We start from the raw sequence: 16271 nt of genomic DNA, 5'->3' as shown, positions 1-16271 counted from the left end.
TTTCATGCGCCCGGAACTCGCGGCCGCTGCTTCGGTGGCGAGCCCGGAGACTGCGCGCGCAGAAGCGCCGCGCCCGCGCCTCGTCGGCGCGCGATATGAGCAAGTGGAGTTGCTGAACTTGTTGGCAACTCTGGTCATCGATTCACAGATTCGGAGGGTCCCGTCATGACGAACGCATCCACACGCGTCACCGCTCACCATCTCAGCCGCAACGCCTACCTCTACGTCCGTCAGTCCACGCTCCGCCAGGTGGTCGAGAATGGCGAGAGCACCCAGCGACAATACAATCTCGCGGACAGAGCGGTCGCGCACGGCTGGCGTCAAGAGCAGGTCATCACCATCGACTGCGATCTCGGGCAGTCGGCCGCTGGAACGGCCGATCGTCAAGGGTTCCAGGAGCTTGTCAAGGAAGTCGGGCTAGGTCACGCCGGGATCGTGCTCGGGCTCGAAGTGTCCCGTCTCGCCCGAAACTCCAGCGACTGGCATCGACTGCTGGAGATCTGCGCGCTTTCGAGCACGCTCATCCTGGACGAGGATGGCGTGTACGACCCGTCCTGCTTCAACGATCGTCTTCTGCTCGGGCTGAAAGGGACCATGAGTGAAGCGGAACTGCACGTGCTCAGGGCGCGACTCCGCGGCGGGATCTTGAACAAGGCGAAACGGGGGGAACTCTGCCAGAAGCTGCCCATTGGCTACGTGCGCGATGGGTCGAGCAAAGTGGTCTTCGATCCGGATGGAGAGATCCGCGAACGCGTCCAGCATCTGTTCGACACGTTCGCTCGACTCGGGTCCGCAGCTGCCACCGCGAAGGAGTTCCAGAGAGCGCGCCTCGACTTCCCCGCACGATTGAATCGACGTGGAGGGCTGGTGGAGCTCGTCTGGAATCCGCTGACCGCGATTCGCACGCTCCAGATCTTGCACAACCCGATCTACTCGGGCGCGTACGTCTATGGTCGGTACGGCGAACGGCCAGGGCCGACTGGAACGAAGAGGCGAGTGGTCCTTCCGCGGTCGGAGTGGCTCGTGACTCTGCCGGGCTCGCACCCGGGCTACATCACCTGGGACGAGTACCTGCGGAACCAGGAGACGATTCGAAAGAACGGCCTCGCCTACGGCGTGGACCGTCGCACGCTGACGCCGCGGGAGGGGCCGGCTCTGCTGCAGGGCATCCTCCTCTGTGGCAAGTGCGGGCAAAGAATGTGGGTTCACTACGACGGCAGGAAGGAAGGGAAGGTGCCGATCTACGAGTGTCGTTCCGCGCACAGCCAAGGAGCGTCCGAGGTCTGTCAGCGCATGCACGGGAAGGCGATCGATGAAGCGATGGGTCAGCTTCTTCTGGGAGAGCTCACTCCCGAGGCGATCGAGCTGTGCCTTGCTGTGCAAGAGCAGGTCCGAGAGCGGGCAGGCGACGACGACCGTCAGCTCAAGCTGCGAGTGCAGCGCGCGGAGTATGAGGCGAACCTGTCGCGGTCACGCTACCTCCAGGTTGACCCGTCGAATCGGCTCGTAGCCGACTCACTGGAAGCGGACTGGAACGAGAAGCTCCGTGCGCTTCGGGTCGCGCAGGAGGATCGCAAGCAGGGGGCATCGAAGAGCCCTCGCAGGATCGAGACGGAGCAGCGCGCTGAGCTGCTGGGACTTCCCGATGGCTTTGCGGCACTCTGGGCCGATCCCTCCACGGCGCATCAGACGAAGAAGCGTCTGGTGCGGCTCTTGGTGGACGACGTCACGCTGGTTCGGGGCGAAGACATCCTCGTTCAGGTGCGACTGAAGGGCGGCGCGGAGCGGTCTTTCCGGCTCCCCGTGCCCCTGTGTGCGTTCGAACTTCGGCGGACGCCCGCCGAGGTCGTCCGTCTTGTCGACGAGCTCCTGGGAAGCCATACGCGACTGGGAGTCGTCGCGGAGCTGAGAGCACGCGGAGTACGCACCGGGGCCGGTGATGAATTCACGAGTGAGAGCGTCCAACATCTCATCCAGGCCTATGGACTGAAGCCGTATCGGGTTCGACTTGTCGATCAAGGCATGCTGTCGCGCGCCCAGGCGGCTGCGCGACTGGGCGTCTCGGTCAGCACCGCGCAGGACCTTCACCGGAGCGGTCAGCTCACCGGGATCGTCGCGGATGACAAGGGGACTTGGATGTACGATGCAGGCGATGTCGAGCGCCTGACCGAAGCTCGAAGCGAGGCGAAGAACGCACTGAAGGCATCAATCGTGAGAAGCAGGACATCGGCAGCAGTATGACTACAACTCCTTTTCGGAAGATGTTCTCAAGCGCCCGCGCTGCCGCGGCCGCAGGCACATGATCTCCGTGATCACAGATCCGGAGACAGCGCGGAAGGTGCTGGAGGGGGTGAGAGCGGCGGCGAGGAGGTCATCCGATTCGCTGGGTGGGGGAGACCTGTCCTCGCCAGGGCCGAGCCGTTCCCCACCGGCAGAGCCCGAGGTCCGAATACCGATGCCGCCTCGGCAGGGGCGGCTGGACTTCGGGAAGTAGAAAGCTGCGGAAGAGCGGCGCGCGGGCGATCGTGCTCGATGAAACAACAACAGCCCGCGCCTTGGGAAGGGTGCTGGCTGCAGGTCGTGGTGAAGTGAACCGGTGGTGCTCGTCGGAGGGGGCGAAATCGGGCGAGTTCGGCTCAGCGAAGAGCCCGATGGCTGCCCGGGCGCTCCCGCGTGGCCGGTGAGGATGGGGGTAGCGGTGAATCGGGCTCCAGGATACGGTGACTGGCGTGTCGACACACCGCTTGGAGTTCCTATCCGTTCCGTCGCGGATCTTGGCATCGGCGCCTGGCAGAAATCCGGGGTCCCTGGGGGAATCCATGGGTAGGCTCGGACTCGGCTGAGGTCGGTCGGCTGGTCCGCTATCGATGCTACCGAGGGAGGCGCGAGAGCGGAGGGTTGGAGGAGCGCGGCGGCCCTGTGGGGGATTCGCGGTCACGTGGGTGCGAATCGATATGTATGGCGATTCGGGCAGCATCGGCGCGAATTCATCAGTGCGCAACGTCCTCCACGCTCCTCGCTTCCGCGGATCGATGTGTTTCAACGGACTGCTCGAATGTCGGTGACGGAGTGAGTCGCACGGGATCTCCTTCTCGCACCGCGAGCCGAGCGGCGCGACCTGTCGCGATCCTTTCCCCCGTCCACTTCCATGGCCCAGCGGCCACACAGGATGATCATGAACCTCCGTAGAGCCTTCGCAGGTCCTCTGCTCCTCTTCGCCGCTCCGCCCCTGCTCGCCGGCGACGTATGGACCATCGCGGGGGATGGATCGGGTGACTTCACGTCGATCGAGGCGGCCTACACGGCGGCGGCCGACGGCGACGTTCTTCACGTGACGTTCCGGCCGCTCGGTGGCAACTTCCTGTCCTTCGATGGGAAGGGCGTCGTGATCATCAACGACGACGTTGGGCTATGGCAGCCCTACCAGGTGACGCTGAGCCATCTTCCTGCGGGCAGCCGCTTCGTGGTCCGTGGCCTGTCCGTGCGGTTCAGGCTGAGCGTGGAGAGCTGCGCTGGCGACGTGATCGTCTCGGACGCGACCGCGGACCGGGCCATGGTCGTCGATAGTGCCTCCGTCACGATCCGACGGGTCATGCTGTCCGGCTACGCGGCCCTCGGCCACGGACTCGACGGAGCGATCGGGATTCTGGACTCCAACGTCATCCTCGAGGACTGCGTCCTCCGTGGCACCCATGGCCAGGATGGCCAGACGGGTGGCGGCATCTGCACTTCGTGCTGCACCGACGGCGAAGCGGGAAAGTTCGCGATGGACGCACAGGGCGTGAGCCTGGTGCGGGTACAGTCGACCGATCTGATCGGAGGCTCGGGTGGGATCGGCGGTGGGAACGGTGCTTGCTCCAACGGCTTGGACGCAGGCGCGTACCGCGTGGGACCAGGCGTCGACCTGACGCTCGTGGACACCCTGCTGGTCAGTCCGGGGGCATCGGTGGGAACGGCGACGGTCTTGCCGGACACGGCGCGTCGCGCGGTGTTCCCGGGTAGCGTTGCGTCCGGTGAACCGATCCAGGTCCGCCTCACGGGTGCACCCGGGGACACGGCCTTCGCGCTCCTCGACGGACGGATGACGTTCGATCCGATCTCCTCCGTGACGGGCGTTCTTCAGGTGACCCATTCGAGCAGGCGAGTGCGTCTTGGTACGCTGCCTCCGGGCGGAGTTCTCACGGCGACGCTCGGTGCGAGGATGGCGGCGGATGGCACGGCCGAGCACATACCGCTCCAGGTGATCCTGGTGGATGGCGCCGGCGTGGCTCGCTGTGCGCCCGGCGATCTACTGGCCGTTCGTGGCGCCGGGGTGCAGGCGTGGTAGCGCGCCGCCGAGCGGCCGTGGTGCTCGTGCTGGGTGCTCTGGCCCTTCAGGCCGAGCTGCGCGCCCAGCGCGCCCCATCGTGCCTGGTCTCGGACATCGATCGCGACGTGATCTGGATCGTTCGTGACCTCGACGCCGACGGCCTCTACGCGGGTTCCGACGAAGTGGCACCCTTCTACGACGGGCAGAGCGGCGCCCTGCGACTCTCGAATTGCGCGGGCCTGACGGTCTCGGAAGACCAGACCGTCTGGCTCACGGACACCGTGGAGGATCACGTCCTTCGGCTGCGGGATCTCGACGGGGACGGTGATGCCCAGGATGCCGGCGAGGCCACGCTCTGGTACGACGGGAGCCTTGCCAACGGGGGAGCCGTCGAGCTCCATTCGGCGCGCGGCGTGTGGGTGGAGAACGAGGCGACGGTGTGGATCGCCACCGCCGACTCGTTGACGGGAGGTCGCGACGCGATCGTTCGCCTGGACGACTGGAACGGCGATGGCGACGCCTTGGATCCCGGCGAACAGCTCTACTACTACCTGCCGCCTTCCCCGAACGGGAGCGTCGGTGACTCGATTCCCACCTCTGTCGTACGCGGCCCCGATGGGGTCATCTACTACACGGATGCATGCACCACCGATGCGCGCCCACCAGGTGTCTATCGACTCGTGGACCTCAATGGCTCCGGCGTTATCGAGAACGGCGCCGAGGTCACCACGTTCCGCTCCCTGGCGCTGAGCGGCTCGTCGGCGACGTCTTTCCCCTGGAGTCTTGCGGTGGACTCTCAGGACCGCTTCGTCTTGCAGGACTGGGGAACAGGGCTGACCTGGCGGCTGCGTGATGTGGACGGGGATGGCTACGTCAGCGCGGGGTCCAGCACGCCCGATGAGTTCGTGCCCGTTCATTCGCTTCCCGCGGGCCAGGAGATCGGCTGGACGGCGCTCCCCCTCGACGATGGGTCCCTCTATCTCCTGGTCGGGTCAGCGCCCACGCAGATTCGCCATCTCATGGACCTCGACGGAGACGACAAGTTCCTGGGTGCCATGGAGTCCGTCCCGCTCTACGACAGCCAGCTCTCCGGCGTCGAGATTCGCCTGGCGGCCGCGATGCATTTCTACGACGGCTGGCAGGCCTCCATCGGTACGAACGAGTGCGGGGTGGCCGTGCCCAACTCGACAGGTGCCGACGCCTGGATCGAGGCAACGGGCTCCACCAGCCTCGGGGACAACCGCGTGGAGCTGTTCGTCTATCGATTGCCGGTCGGCGCGCCCGGGTACTTCCTGAACTCGCAGGATCCGGGCTTCGTCATCAACCCCGGTGGCAGCCTCGGCATTCTTTGCCTGGGCGGCGCCATCGGCCGCCATGGAGACGACGTCTTCAGCGCGAGTTCGATCGGAGTGGCGTCGCTCGCCCTCGATCTCACGCAACTGCCTCGGCCAGGAGGCCCCGCAGCCGCCATCGTAGGTGACACCTGGCGCTTTCAAGCGTGGTACCGAGACGCGGTCCCCGCGATGGCTTCCAATCTGTCGAACGTCGTGGGCGTCACGATCACACCGTGAATCGCCGCCCTCAACGCCCGCCCTCGTCCTCGCTCGCCTCGGATTCCTGACGCTGCGCGCTACCTGAGCGCGAGGAACCGCAGACCGTGGGTGCCGTTCGGGGAGGGGGAAATCGAGCGAGTTCGGCTCACCGGAGAGGCCGCTCTCGGTCATGGCGCCATGGCCCGGAGCGGGTACGGAATGCCGCGTGCCATGAACCCGGCGGGCCCGGCCCCGGCTGGCGATTTCTTCCCGATCCCGCGTGACGCCACGCGACGGTCCCGCATGGGGGGCCCATGAAGCTCCTCACGCCATTTCTCGAGATCTCCTCGACCCTCACCCGCCGCAGGGCGGCCGCCCTGGCCATTCTCGCCTGGTTGTCGGCCTCCGGTTCCTCCACGGCGTCAGCCGCTCCGCCACGACAGTGCCCCGTGGCCACCACCGAGCGCGTCTCGGTGGACAGCACCGGTATCCCCGGATCCGGCGGCTCAGGATTCGGGCCCGGCCGCGAGATCGCCGTCTCCGACAGCGGGCGGTTCATCGCGTTCAGCAGCGACGCGAACAACCTCGTCCCCGGCGACGTGAACGGTTCCCCCGATGTCTTCGTCCGCGACGTCGTCCATGGCACGACCTGGCTCGTTTCGCGTACCGCCCAGGGTGCGCCAGGGAACGGAGCGTCGACGTGGCCTTCGATGGACGAGAACGGCCTGGCGGTGACGTTCCAGAGCACGGCGTCCGATCTCGTGCCGGGAGATACCAATGGACTGCAGGACATCTTTCTGTATTGCCGATCGACCGGGTCCGTCTCGCTCGTGAGCCAGGGCACGAACGGCGCTCTCTCCAATGGCACGTCGGAGACACCGGACCTCTCGGCCGACGCGGCCAACGTCGTCTCCGTCCCCGGATCGTCTACCGATGTCTACCTGCGAGACCGCTCGGTCGGAACGCGCGCGGCGGGTGGGACCTACTGCCTGTCAAGTGTGAACTCGAGCGGCGCCATGGCAGAGACGAACATCGGCGGCAACAACCGCATCGCTGCCCAGTCGCTCGTGCTCCAGACGGAGTTCCTGCCGCCGCATTCTCTCCGCTACTACCTCTTCGGCGAAACGGTCGGCAACGTGCCAGGCTTCGGCGGTAGCGCGGGGAGACTCTGCCTGGGCGGGCAGATCTTCCGGCTCACCAGCTTCGTCCAGACCGCGGGACTCGGAGGGACGGTGGTGCAGCCGATGCCGTTCGGCTCGCTCCCTGCGGCTGCGAGCCTGGACGTGGGCGAGACCTGGCACTTTCAGTACTGGTACCGCGACAGCCAAGGGGGGGCAGTCGATCTCGAATACGTCCTCGGCCGTTCGCGAAGCACGTCGCGCTTCACGGCGGTTCACTTCTCGCGCCGCTGACCGAGCTTCCGAAGCGCTGTCGCGTATCCGCACTCATTCTTCCCCGGCTCCCGCATCGTCGCCACCATGCCGGCATCCGAATTGAAAAGTGAAGCCAGCCTGGACGAACTCGTCTTCCAGTACCTCGAGGCGCATGATCGCTCGCGGGAGCATGCTCGGCGCTTCCTCGATGAGCATCGCCGCACCGCGTCGGACCACGGGCGGGCTCTCGAGAGTGCGATTCAGAAGCTGAGCGAGGTCGGTCTCCTGGACGATGTGGAGGCTGTCCGCGACTGGGTCGTCGCCGACTATTCCATCGAGCGCAGGCTCGGCCGAGGCGGGATGGGGGACGTGTTTCTCGCGAGGCCTGTCGGCGGGGGCCCCCCCCGTCGCGCTGAAGCTCTTGCGCCGCGAGCTCTCCCATGACGATGACTCTCGGCGTTGCCTGCAGCGGGAGGCCGCTGCCCTGGAGCGCCTCGATCACCCAACGATCGCGCGCTTCCTGGCCGCCGGCGAGAGCGACGGACTCCCGTACCTGGTCTCCGAGTACATCGAGGGAACCTCCCTGGCCGCAGCGATTCGGGCGCTCGGGTCCGTGCCTTCCGGGGACCTCGTCGGTGCGGATCTCGGACGATCCCTGGAGCTCGGCGAGGGTCTGCCGTCGATCTTCGAAGGCAGGTACGACCAGGCCGCGGCGCGCATCGCCCGGGAGGTGGCGCGGGCCCTCGCGCACGCTCACGCGCGCGGCATCGTGCACCGCGACGACAAGCCGTCGAACATCATGCTGCTCGGTGATGGGCGGGTCGTGCTCGTCGACTTCGGCCTCGCCTCGCTCGAGAATGCCGACGCGCTCACGGCGTCGGGGCAGCGCGTCGGATCGCTCCCGTACATGGCACCCGAGGATCTGCGCGGAGACGGCGAGCCCGGTCCGGCGACGGATATCTACGCGCTCGGCGTGACGCTGCACGAGAGGCCCGTTGACCATTCCGTGAGGGAGCCCGCGAAGCGGGCGGAAGCCGCAGGCTTCCGTCTGACGCAGCCACAGCGTGGTTTGGACGTGCTGGTGGTGCCAGCTCGTGAATGATGCGGGCTCCTATGAGCACGGCCTCGTCAAGGTCGTTGTAGTGAATTTTGGTCGTCGTCCTGCTCCTGGATGATTGAATCGTTGGGCGGTTGGCAGCCCTGGGCAGGATGTATCTCGGCAGACCTTTGGAATCTGCTGCGTGATACCCATCTCCGCCCAACCCGCGCGTGCAATCTCGCCTGCGGCTTCGCGGGCGGAGTCTGACCTGAGCTAGAGAACGTCACAGTCCCTGTGCCTCCAAAGGGCGCTGGGCGGCCGCAGCCGCCCAGAGCGCTACCTTTCTTTGGTCTGTTCTTCCACCACGAAGGCGGCGCACAAAGTGCAAGCACGCTCGGAGTCTTCATAGCTTTCTTGCGTAGTAGCGTGGACGCGCCAGAGGCTGGCTTGGGAGGGTCGCCGCGCGACAAGCTCCTATCCGTCTCGGGGTCTGTGCCCCGAAGGCCTAATGCTGCGTTCGCCCGAAGGCGTTGCGAAAGCCAGTGAAGAAACCGCTCCTTCTAAGTCGTGGCCCACCGGCGGATGCGATGAGCATCCCACCCAGCCGGGCGATGACGAGCTGATTTCCCTCGTGGCGTCCTGCGCTCTATGTGTTCTCGTTGGCCTCCGATTCGTCGTCCTGTTCGAAAAGTGCCCCTGGCGACTGCTTCATCTAGGCAAACGAAGCGGCCTCGATGAAGCGCCTCCGCCCGCACTGCAAGCGAGTCTCCTGGAGCACCGGTGCGAGTCACGCGGGACTCCCCTCCGCGTTCGTTGTCTTGAGTACGGCACCGGTGGGGACTACGCCGTGTTCGACGAAGTGCCAGAACTCGACGAGTAGTTTCCTCGCCACCGCGACGATCGCTTTTCGCTTCGCGCGGCTTCCTCCCTTGCCGACGTGCTCGTGGTACCACTTCGTCGTCCGGCTATCAGGCTGCCAGCGTAGCCATAGCCATCCGAGTTCGACCATGAGCGTCCGAACGCGCGGATTGCCGCTCTTCGAAATGCCTTGGTCTCGTCCCATGTTGCCACTCTGGAACGGTGTGCCCGTCAAACCGGCGAGTGCGCCCACCTGACTTCGGTTGTCAAAGTCTCTCCAGCCGAAGAACTCCGTGGTCAGCACGTAGCTTCCAATGTCGCCCACCCCACGGAGCTGACTGAGGATGGCGGCCTTGCGGGCTGCAGAGGTGGCCTTCTCTGGCTCGGCGCGTGCCTCGCGAAGGACCTGGCGCTGCCGCTGCTCGAGCTCTTTGGTCTGCTTGGTGAGAAGGGAGTACAGCTGCCAGCTTCGCTTGACGCTTCGCAAGCACTCAGGTGGGAGTCGTTTGCCATCCCACTGTCGGGCGGCCTTGAGCGCGGTGAGGAAGTCCTTGTCCTTAAAGCTGCCCAGGCGGGGATTGAGGTCTACTCCGTGCTCGAACAGGCTCGCTTGGATCTTGTTGGCGGCCTGCTCTCGTCGCTTTTTGAGGGCCTTGAGATCCCGGGGCAAGATCCGCTCATCGACTGACTCGAGCGGAGGGACTCGTACGACGCGGAGAACGCGCTCTCCATCGCCATGTCGAGCGAGAAGTTGCGCCATCTTCTGGGCGTCCACCCTGTCGGTCTTGACCTTCCGACTCCGCCTATCGACCTCAATGCTCGCGGGATCGATGATGACGTTCTCGATGCCGTGGGCGAGCAGGAATCGGTGGATCCAGAAGCCGTCGCGACCCGCTTCGTAGCAGCTCTTGACCAGAGTGTTCTCTGGAAGATTGAAGTGCTTCTTGGCCGCTTCGATCTCCGCGAGAAGCCCATCGAGGTCCCTGGCGCGAACGTCGCGGATCTTCGCTTTGGACACTCTGTCGAGGGTGATGCCGAGCTTCCAAGTATCTTTGCTCAGCTCGAGGGCGACGTAGAGGACGGGGGTTGCAGTAGTATTTTGAACGGCTGCCTGGGCCATGAGTAGCTCCGTGCTCGCCAGTTGCCCTTCGCCGTCAAAACTCGGGGCGCTGGCTGGTTCAGGCAGCCTCTCTTCCGCTCCGGTCCACTACCGGGGCGGTCAAAGCTGCCGTGCAGGACACTTTCGCTTTCGCGCGGCGTCCTGGAAAGGCCTGCCCCATAGCATCTAGTGCCAATGCTGATCACTCAGGGTCCGCACGAGTGATCCAGAGTCGGTTCTCCGCGTCCGTCAGGACGCCCGGGCACTCGCGCTCCCGCGCGAGGCTCGCGCGGGGCTCGCCCCCGCGGCCCGTGCGGCGAGGACGCCCGCCCGGCGAGGGCGCCTGCGCGGCGAGCGCACAGCGGTGTAACCGCTAAATTCTCGTCAGAGGATTTGCCAGAGATACAGCCCGGGGTGGCGACGACCGGCGGCTCGGTATTCGATGTATTGGCAGCGGCCGTTTCCGCGAGCCGGTACCCGAGAGTGGGTGGTCGGTAGTGGGAGCCCAGTAGCGACTACCTGCCGTCCGCGCGCAGCGCCGGACGCGTGGGCAGTGGTAGGTCCGAGATCGGCAGGGCTGAGATTGACGCGTCCGAGATCGCTCTCGGACGGGTCGGTTTCAGCCACGAAATGCCGAGCCACCCGATCGCTGTCGCAGCGCCATGCCCAACTCACCGGTAGCCGCAGCAGCCGCTGGGTATCGGCTATCCGTCGAGTCGACGTTGTGCTGTCTCAGCGGTCCTGGGGTTTGGCTCCACGTGCCTTGGCAGCGGCCGTGTCCGCGAGCCCGTACCCGAGAGTGGGCTCCCGGTACGGGCTTCCCGAGAGCGACTGCCTGCCGTCCGCGCGAAGCGTCGGACGCGTGGGCAGTGGGAGGTCCGAGATCGACAGGTCCGCTCACGTCGCGTCCGAGATCGATCTCGGACACGACCCTTTCGGACGCGACGCTCTCGGACATGACACAGCCCGCGCGTCCGGCGCTTCGCGCGGACGGCAGGCAGTCGCTCTCGACAACCCACTATCGGGAGCCCACTCTCGGGTACCGGCTCGCGGACACGGCCGCTACCAAGGCACGAAATGCCGAACCGCCGGTCGCCTTGACCCCGGGCTGTATCTCTGGCATTTCGCCTGACGGCGAAATAGCGGCTACACCGCTGTGCGCTCGCCGCGCAGGCGCCCTCGCCGGGCGGGCGTCCTCGCCGGACGGGCGCGCTCGCCGCGCAGGCCGCGGGGGCGGGGGCCCCGCGCGGGCCTCGCGCAGGAGCGCGAGAGCCCGGGCGTCCTGGCGGACGCGCAGAACCGAGGGGGCATCACTCGAGAGGACCTCAAGTGATCGGCATTGGGGCTAGACCTCTTTGGGTTGACCAAAGATGAGGGTCACCAGCGCTCTTTCCTCGTGCTGGCTGAACACGTACACCTGATCGTCTTCCCGAAGGATCGTATGGCCGCGGGCGGCGAGAAGCTTCGGTCCGCGGACGATCAGTGCGATCGACGCGCCCTCCGGGAGATGCAGGTCGCGGATCGCGCCATCGCACGCCAGAACGCTGGAATCAATGTGGAACAGGAGCAGGTCGCCGTCGATCTCGCCCATCGACGTGATCTCCAGGGTCGCGTGTGGCTCCGCAGCCGGTGGAACGTCCAATCTCACTCGGTCTGGCCCTACGCAAAGGGGACGAACCCCCTTGGGAGTACGCGGACGGGGGCGCGGATGAGTCACCGCTGCTCGACTTCGGGGATGCGCGTGAAGGTTCGTTCTTCCCAGGCCTGAAAGCGGCATCGGTGAAGTCGCTGATTCCGTTGGGAGAGGCCGCAGGCCGCCCGCTGAAGCGCCTCATCGACCCTGATCTCGGCCTTGCGTTCCAGTCGTCGGGTTGGGGGAGTCAGTACGTGCCGCCTCCGCTGGTGGTGAACGCAGGTGGGTTCTCGTTGCACGCGGCGACGCTGATCCGCAAGGGCCAGCGGGCGCAGCTGGAGAAGCTCTGTCGCTATGTGACGAGGCCCGCCATCAGTCTCGAACGCTTCGAGGTGCGTCCCGATGGGATGGTCTCGTGGCTGCTACGCAAGGCCTGGCGTGATGGGACCAAGGGCTTCGTCATGACGCCGTACCAGTTCATGGCTCGACTGGCGGCGCTCGCGCCGCATCCGCGCGAGCATCAGCTGACGTATCAGGGAGTGCTGGCCCCGGCCTCATCATTGCGTGATCTGGTGGTGCCGCGTCCCGTGGTTCGGAAGGAGCCGAAGGATGTGGACGTCGCCGATGAAGACGGCTCGAAGAGTGCGGGGGAGCCGTCGAAGGACCAGAGGTACATCCGCTGGGCAGATCTTCTGAAGCGGGTGTTTTAGGAAGATGTTCTCAAGCGCCCGCGCTGCCGCGGGCGCAGGCACATGATCTCCGTGATCACAGATCCGGAGACAGCGCGGAAGGTGCTGGAGGGGGTGAGAGCGGCGGCGAGGAGGTCATCCGATTCGCTGGGTGGGGGAGACCCGTCGTCGCCAGGGCCGAGCCGTTCCCCACCGGCAGAGCCCGAGGTCCGAATACCGATGCCGCCTCGGCAGGGGCGGCTGGACTTCGGGAAGTAGGGCGCTGCGAAAGAGCGGCGCGCGGGCGATCGTGCTCGATGAAACAACAACAGCCCGCGCCTTGGGAAGGGTGCTGGCTGCAGGTCGTGGTGAAGTGAACCGGTGGTGCTCGTCGGAGGGGGCGAAATCGGGCGAGTTCGGCTCAGCGAAGAGCCCGATGGCTGCCCGGGCGCTCCCGCGTGGCCGGTGAGGATGGGGGTAGCGGTGAATCGGGCTCCAGGATACGGTGACTGGCGTGTCGACACACCGCTTGGAGTTCCTATCCATCGCCCTTGCCGCCATCGCCATGATGGTGTCCGGGTGCGCCTCCACCGCAAACACCACGACCCCCAGCCCTGCCATGGTCATCGAAATCGCCACCTTCACGCTCAACCCCGGCGTTACGCCGGAGCAGTTCCGCCCGTTCGACCTCGCCGTCGAGGAGGAGCACGTCTCCCAGCAGCCGGGCTTCGTCTCGCGCGAGGCAGGGGTCAACGAGGACGGTCAGTGGGTCGCCATCGTCCACTGGCGCTCGGTCGAGGACGCCGAGGCGTCCATGAGCAGCTTCGCCTCGGCTCCGGCCACGGCCGCGTTCATGAGCCACCTCCAGGCTGACACGATGGTGATGACGCGCTACCAGAAGCAGTAGCCCCTCGACCCGGCGCACGTGGCGACCTGCCGCGTGACGCCCGAGGTGGCCTCTTGTCTCTCACTCCTCTGCTGTCACACCCGCGGTTCAACCGCCCTCTGGATTCCTGCCATGACCCTCCTCGCTGCCCACGCCCGCGTCGCCACGCCGACGCCCGAGCGCTACGTCACCCGCCTGTGCAAGCACTTCGCCCACAAGGTCGAGGTGGAGCGCGACGAGGGGCACGGACGCATCGCCTTCCCCTTCGGGACCTGCACGCTCGACGCCGAGCCCGACACGCTCGTGATGCGCGTCGAGGGCGATGACGCCGAGGCGGTGTCCCGGCTCGAAGACGTCGTGACGCGCCACCTCCACGGGTTCGTCCCGGCGGGCGAGTCGCTCGCCGTCACCTGGACCGCCGCCTAGCCGCCATGTTCGACTTTGTCGACCACATCTGGAGTGACCTCCACCCGATCCTGAGTCACTTCCCGATCGCGCTGCTCTTCTTCGGCGGAGCCCTCGCCGTCGCCAGTCGGCGCTGGCCCGACCTCACGCGTTTCGCCGTGCTCGTCCTGGTCACGGGAGCCGTCTCGACGCTTCCGTCGGTGATCAGTGGGCTGGTGGCGCATTTTCCGTACGAGGAGAGCAGCCTGCACGGCGCGGTCGAGCAGCACCAGCTGCTCGCGTTCGGGACGACGCTCCTGTTCCTGATCCTCGGCACCTGGGCTTGGCGCACCCGCCACAAGCCCGTCCCGGGCGTCTCGACGGGGCCCTTCCTGGCCGTGCTCGCCGTCGGCCTCATCCTGCTGACGGTCGTCGGCGGCACAGGCGGCGAGCTGGTGTACGGCCACGGCATCGGCGTCCGCGGGGTCAATCCCCTCCTCGACGCGACGCAGCCCTGACCGACTCGCTTCGGAGCGCACAGCGTCCTTCGTGCATCGACCGTTACCCAACCCGTCACCATGACCATCAACGTCCTCGGAGCCAGCGGCCAACTCGGACGGCACGTCGTCCAGGCACTCCTCGACCAAGGAGCCGCGCCTGGCGACCTCAGCGCGAGCGTCCGCAGCCCCGACAATGCCTCTGGCCTCGCAGCGCGCGGTGTCGCCGTTCGCCACGCGGACTACGACGCGCCGGACACGCTCCGTGAGGCGTTCCAGGGAACCGACATCCTGCTGCTCATTCCGACGTCGGCGCCCGTCGAGCCGCGCATCCTCCAGCACGCTCACGCGCTCCAGGCGGCCCGCGAGGCGGGCGTTCGGCGCGTGGTCTTCGTCAGTGTCTCCGCCGCCGAGCCGACTTCCCTATTCAGCGTCGCCCCGTTCCTGCTCTACGCCGAGTCAGCGCTCCGACAGAGCGGGATGGAGTGGACGATCCTCCGGACCGGGATGTACCTCGATCCCGTCGCGGAGTGGGCGCCCACGCTCGTGGAGACGAGCCGCCTGCCGTACCCCGTCGCCAGAGGCCGCGTGGCGTACATCACCCGCGAGGATATCGCCCGTGCCCTGGCCGCCGCATGCCTGACCACGGACCACGCGGGCACGCTTTACGAGCTGACAGGACCCGAGGCCGTGTCGATGCCGGAACTCGCGCAGGCGCTCTCCCACGCGACGGGCGCGCCCATCGCGTACGAGCACGTGACGGAAGAGGCGTACGCCGAGTCCTGCCGCGCCGACGGCGTGCCCGAGCCGCTGGTGGAGGTGCTGGTGACGATGTACCGCGCCGTCGACAACGGGGAGTTCGGGCGGGTGACGGGCGACGTGGAGGCGCTCACCGGACGTCCGGCGCAAACTGTCCGAGCCTACCTGGATAGCGTCCTGCGACGTGACGCCGTCGAGGGGTGACCCCGCCCTGGACCGCGCACACGAACCGAGGCCGCTGTGCCAGAATGGCCAGGCCTGAAAGCGGCATCGGTGAAGTCGCTGATTCCGTTGGGAGAGGCCGCAGGCCGCCCGCTGAAGCGCCTCATCGACCCTGATCTCGGCCTTGCGTTCCAGTCGTCGGGTTGGGGGAGTCAGTACGTGCCGCCTCCACTGGTGGTGAACGCTGACGGGTTCTCGTTGCATGCGGCGACGCTGATCCGGAAGGGGCAGCGGGCGCAGCTGGAGAAGCTCTGCCGCTATGTGACGAGGCCCGCCATCAGTCTGGAACGCTTCGATGTCCGTCCCGATGGGATGGTCTTGTGGCTGCTGCGCAAGGCCTGGCGTGATGGGACCAAAGGCTTCGTCATGACGCCGTACCAGTTCATGGCTCGACTGGCGGCGCTCGCGCCGCATCCGCGCGAGCATCAGCTGACGTATCAGGGAGTGCTGGCCCCGGCCTCATCATTGCGTGATCTGGTGGTGCCGCGTCCCGTGGTTCGGAAGGAGCCGAAGAATGTGGACGTCGCCGATGAAGACGGCTCGAAGAGTGCGGGAGAGCCGTCGAAGGACCAGAGGTACATCCGCTGGGCAGATCTTCTGAAGCGGGTGTTTTCGGAAGATGTTCTCAAGCGCCCGCGCTGCCGCGGGCGCAGGCACATGATCTCCGTGATCACAGATCCGGAGACAGCGCGGAAGGTGCTGGAGGGGGTGAGAGCGGCGGCGAGGAGGTCATCCGATTCGCTGGGTGGGGGAGACCTGTCCTCGCCAGGGCCGAGCCGTTCCCCACCGGCAGAGCTCGAGGTCCGAATACCGATGCCGCCTCGGCCGTGTCTACTTCACGGCGCGGCTGGACTTCGGGGAGTAGGGCGCTGCGGAAGAGCGGCGCGCGGGCGATCGTGCTCGATGAAACAACAACAGCCCGCGCCTTGGGAAGGGTGCTGGCTGCAGGTCGTGGTGAAGTGAACCGGTGGTGCTCGTCGGAGGGGGCGAAATCGGGCGAGTTCGGCTCAGC

General features: G+C 66.5%; 16 protein-coding genes. 14 read left to right on the top strand and 2 right to left on the bottom strand.

Annotated features, from left to right (window positions below; translation table 11 throughout):
* The first annotated feature begins 165 nt into the window (after positions 1-165).
* From Poly30_RS16450 to Poly30_RS16425, 7 genes are all read left to right on the top strand, one after another.
* Entirely contained in the window at positions 166-2241 is a 2076-nt protein-coding gene (locus Poly30_RS16450) for a recombinase family protein (RefSeq protein ID WP_145194155.1), read from the top strand.
* A gap of 67 nt (positions 2242-2308) precedes the next feature.
* Positions 2309-2494 carry a hypothetical protein gene (locus Poly30_RS16445; RefSeq protein WP_145199418.1) on the top strand — a complete coding sequence of 62 codons (186 nt, stop codon included), beginning with the start codon at positions 2309-2311 and terminating at the stop codon, positions 2492-2494.
* A gap of 681 nt (positions 2495-3175) precedes the next feature.
* Entirely contained in the window at positions 3176-4327 is a 1152-nt protein-coding gene (locus tag Poly30_RS16440) for a hypothetical protein (RefSeq protein ID WP_145199415.1), read from the top strand.
* Positions 4321-5880, top strand: coding sequence for a hypothetical protein (locus tag Poly30_RS16435; protein ID WP_145199412.1), 1560 nt, complete (start codon positions 4321-4323; stop codon positions 5878-5880). Before Poly30_RS16440 ends, Poly30_RS16435 begins: the two co-directional genes overlap by 7 nt.
* 275 nt (positions 5881-6155) lie before the next feature.
* Positions 6156-7253: a TolB-like translocation protein gene (locus Poly30_RS16430; protein ID WP_145199410.1), complete on the top strand. Its 1098-nt coding sequence runs from the start codon at positions 6156-6158 to the stop codon at positions 7251-7253.
* Positions 7254-7319: 66 nt separating this feature from the next.
* Entirely contained in the window at positions 7320-7658 is a 339-nt protein-coding gene (locus tag Poly30_RS28575) for a hypothetical protein (protein WP_419190266.1), read from the top strand.
* Positions 7636-8316, top strand: a complete 681-nt coding sequence (locus Poly30_RS16425; RefSeq protein ID WP_419190265.1) for a serine/threonine-protein kinase — start codon at positions 7636-7638, stop codon at positions 8314-8316. The genes Poly30_RS28575 and Poly30_RS16425 overlap by 23 nt, the downstream gene beginning before the upstream one ends.
* A gap of 724 nt (positions 8317-9040) precedes the next feature.
* On the opposite strand, the gene Poly30_RS16420 is transcribed toward Poly30_RS16425, so the two are convergent.
* Positions 9041-10231 (bottom strand): IS110 family RNA-guided transposase, encoded by a 1191-nt coding sequence (locus Poly30_RS16420; protein ID WP_145199403.1) that lies wholly within the window; start codon positions 10229-10231, stop codon positions 9041-9043.
* A 1324-nt stretch (positions 10232-11555) separates the two neighbouring features.
* The gene (locus tag Poly30_RS16415) at positions 11556-11852 is read right to left on the bottom strand and encodes a TrkA C-terminal domain-containing protein (protein WP_419190264.1); all 297 of its coding nucleotides are present in this window, start codon (positions 11850-11852) and stop codon (positions 11556-11558) included.
* On the opposite strand from Poly30_RS16415, the gene Poly30_RS16410 reads away from it, so the two are divergent.
* The 7 genes from Poly30_RS16410 (at position 11840) to Poly30_RS16380 (ending at position 16222) form a co-directional block, all read left to right on the top strand.
* Entirely contained in the window at positions 11840-12553 is a 714-nt protein-coding gene (locus Poly30_RS16410; RefSeq protein WP_419190263.1) for a transposase, read from the top strand. The genes Poly30_RS16415 and Poly30_RS16410 overlap by 13 nt on opposite strands.
* Positions 12554-12604: 51 nt before the next feature.
* Complete coding sequence (locus Poly30_RS16405) at positions 12605-12790, top strand: hypothetical protein (protein ID WP_145199395.1); 186 nt, start codon at positions 12605-12607, stop codon at positions 12788-12790.
* A 250-nt stretch (positions 12791-13040) separates the two neighbouring features.
* The gene (locus Poly30_RS16400; RefSeq protein ID WP_419190262.1) at positions 13041-13418 is read left to right on the top strand and encodes an antibiotic biosynthesis monooxygenase family protein; all 378 of its coding nucleotides are present in this window, start codon (positions 13041-13043) and stop codon (positions 13416-13418) included.
* A 111-nt stretch (positions 13419-13529) separates the two neighbouring features.
* Positions 13530-13823, top strand: a complete 294-nt coding sequence (locus tag Poly30_RS16395) for a DUF2218 domain-containing protein (RefSeq protein WP_145199392.1) — start codon at positions 13530-13532, stop codon at positions 13821-13823.
* A gap of 5 nt (positions 13824-13828) precedes the next feature.
* On the top strand, positions 13829-14299 hold the full coding sequence (locus Poly30_RS16390) for a DUF2231 domain-containing protein (protein ID WP_145199389.1): 471 nt from the start codon (positions 13829-13831) through the stop codon (positions 14297-14299).
* 60 nt (positions 14300-14359) lie between these two features.
* Positions 14360-15241 carry an SDR family oxidoreductase gene (locus Poly30_RS16385; protein ID WP_145199386.1) on the top strand — a complete coding sequence of 294 codons (882 nt, stop codon included), beginning with the start codon at positions 14360-14362 and terminating at the stop codon, positions 15239-15241.
* A 69-nt stretch (positions 15242-15310) separates the two neighbouring features.
* The gene (locus Poly30_RS16380; protein ID WP_419190261.1) at positions 15311-16222 is read left to right on the top strand and encodes a transposase; all 912 of its coding nucleotides are present in this window, start codon (positions 15311-15313) and stop codon (positions 16220-16222) included.
* Positions 16223-16271: the final 49 nt, after the last annotated feature.

Source organism: Saltatorellus ferox (assembly GCA_007751475.1).
Taxonomy (GTDB): domain Bacteria; phylum Planctomycetota; class UBA1135; order UBA1135.
Note: the sequence above shows the minus strand (reverse complement) of the source record. Positions and strands in the feature narration are given on the sequence as shown.

Bases quoted from the DNA above. Each gene is read 5' to 3' on its own strand.
- Poly30_RS16450 (WP_145194155.1), top strand. From the start codon at position 166: ATGACGAACGCATCCACACGCGTCACCGCTCACCATCTCAGCCGCAAC.
- Poly30_RS16440 (WP_145199415.1), top strand. From the start codon at position 3,176: ATGAACCTCCGTAGAGCCTTCGCAGGTCCTCTGCTCCTCTTCGCCGCT.
- Poly30_RS16430 (WP_145199410.1), top strand. From the start codon at position 6,156: ATGAAGCTCCTCACGCCATTTCTCGAGATCTCCTCGACCCTCACCCGC.
- Poly30_RS28575 (WP_419190266.1), top strand. From the start codon at position 7,320: ATGCCGGCATCCGAATTGAAAAGTGAAGCCAGCCTGGACGAACTCGTC.
- Poly30_RS16420 (WP_145199403.1), bottom strand. From the start codon at position 10,231: ATGGCCCAGGCAGCCGTTCAAAATACTACTGCAACCCCCGTCCTCTAC.
- Poly30_RS16395 (WP_145199392.1), top strand. From the start codon at position 13,530: ATGACCCTCCTCGCTGCCCACGCCCGCGTCGCCACGCCGACGCCCGAG.
- Poly30_RS16390 (WP_145199389.1), top strand. From the start codon at position 13,829: ATGTTCGACTTTGTCGACCACATCTGGAGTGACCTCCACCCGATCCTG.
- Poly30_RS16385 (WP_145199386.1), top strand. From the start codon at position 14,360: ATGACCATCAACGTCCTCGGAGCCAGCGGCCAACTCGGACGGCACGTC.